We start from the raw sequence: 1,622 nt of genomic DNA, 5'->3' as shown, positions 1-1,622 counted from the left end.
GGCGCGGCAGGCGGCGTCAAAGGCGGCGCTGGCGGCCGGTGCGCTGGCGCTGCCGCCGGGGCCGCTGGGCTGGCTGACGGTGGTGCCGGAGATGATGACGGTGTGGCGCATCCAGGCCCAGCTGGTGGCCGATGTGGCCGCGCTGTACGGGCGCAGCGCCGAGCTGGGGCAGGCGCAGATGCTGTACTGCCTGTTCCGCCACACGGCAGCGCAGGCGCTGCGCGATCTGGCGGTGCGGGTCGGCGAGCGCCTTCTGGTGCGGCCGCTGGCCGCCGCCAGCCTGAGCCGGGTCGCAGTGGCACTGGGCCTGCAACTGAGCCAGCGCGCGGTGGCCAAGTCGGTCGGGCGCTGGGTGCCGCTGCTGGGCGCGGCCGGGGTCAGCGCCTATGCCTATTACGACACGCTGAAAGTGGCGCAGGCGGCGCAGGAGCTGTTCGAAAGCGAATCGGTGATCGAGAACCCGGCCTGAGTTACTGGTGAGCCGCGATGCGGTTGAACTCGGCCCAGGTCTGGCATTCATCGACCTGCTTCTTGCGGTTCTCGCTGACCAGGGTCTGCAGCCGGCCGAGCAGCGCGTTCTTGCGCTCGAGCTCGCGCGGATTCGGTACCGGCAGCTGCCGTGCCATCTCCAGGCCCATGTCCACGGCCTGGCGGCATTGCGCCGGCTTGGCGCCGCCCGCCGGGGCTTGTGCGGCAGCCAGCAGGCTGGACAGGCTCAGGGCCAGCATCAGGGCTTTCTTCTTGCTCATCGCGGTTTCCTCCATCAACGCAGATAGGGCTCGGCCTCGATCAGGGTCCAACCGGACTGCTCCAGCACGCATTGGCGCAGCAGATGGCTGTGGCCGGCGCCGAACAGCAGCAGCACCCGGTCGCCGGGTCGCACCGACTGGCGCAGGCGCGCACAGATCGCGGTGTTGCGGGCCTGCCAGCGGCCGAGCAGCTCGGCGCCGGGCTGTTCGGACCCGGCGCCATAGCCGAGCGCGTCGACATACCAGGCATGGTCGGCCCGGATCGCCTCGGGGCGGTTGAGCTCGCGCAGCAGCGTGGCCACGCTGGCGCTGCGCGCGCGCTGCTCGAAGGCCCGGGTGCGCGCGCCGATCTCGTCCACCGAGCGCTGCAACTCGGCGGCGCGGCCGGTCCTGGCGGCAAAAGCCTGCAGCGCCGCGAAGGGGAACTCGCCCGGTGCGTCCACGCCCAGCACCTGGTCCAGCCCCATGCGGCGCGCCAGCCGGTAGCCGATCTGCTCGATCTCGTTGCGATCGGGCGGGCCCTCGCCGCTCAGATAGCGCCGATAGCCCGGCAGGGCCCGGCCCGGCAAGGCATCGGCGCGGGCCTCGACCGCCACCATGCTGGGCCGGAACGAAGCCAGGCGCTCGATCAGCTCCACGAGCTCGGCCTGGCGCCGAGTTGACAGCACATCGTCGACCTGGGCGTTGTGCAGGTCCAGCCCCGGGTTGGCGAAGTGGTAGCTGCCTAGCACCATCACTTGCACCTCGGCCAGGGCTGGCAGCGGCGCCAGCAGCAGGGCGGCCGTCAGCAGCGCCAGGGCGCGCAGCCGCCGGCTCATGGTCGCTGCCCCAGCGGCGCGTCGCCCGGGCAGTGCTGGCGCGGCGCGGTGGCCG

General features: G+C 72.4%; 3 protein-coding genes. 1 reads left to right on the top strand and 2 read right to left on the bottom strand.

The features are described 5' to 3' along the window. A partial coding sequence (locus PO768_RS28780) for a hypothetical protein (protein ID WP_272648790.1) occupies positions 1–469 on the top strand: 469 nt, incomplete at its 5' end. Between the two features lies 1 nt (position 470). Here the strand turns inward: PO768_RS28780 and PO768_RS28775 are convergent. Together PO768_RS28775 and PO768_RS28770 are read right to left on the bottom strand one after the other, a co-directional pair. Then, positions 471–749, bottom strand: coding sequence for a hypothetical protein (locus PO768_RS28775; RefSeq protein WP_272648789.1), 279 nt, complete (start codon positions 747–749; stop codon positions 471–473). 14 nt (positions 750–763) lie between these two features. Next, on the bottom strand, positions 764–1,622 hold an 859-nt coding region (locus tag PO768_RS28770), incomplete at its 5' end, for a DUF5694 domain-containing protein (protein WP_272648788.1).

This window comes from Paucibacter sp. XJ19-41 (assembly GCF_028462495.1).
Lineage (GTDB): Bacteria > Pseudomonadota > Gammaproteobacteria > Burkholderiales > Burkholderiaceae_C > Roseateles_E.
The sequence above is the reverse complement of the archived record's forward strand: the minus strand, read 5'-3'. Positions and strand labels throughout refer to the sequence as shown.

Excerpts from the sequence above, each read along its gene's own strand:
- PO768_RS28775 (WP_272648789.1), bottom strand. The coding sequence starts at position 749 with ATGAGCAAGAAGAAAGCCCTGATGCTGGCCCTGAGCCTGTCCAGCCTG.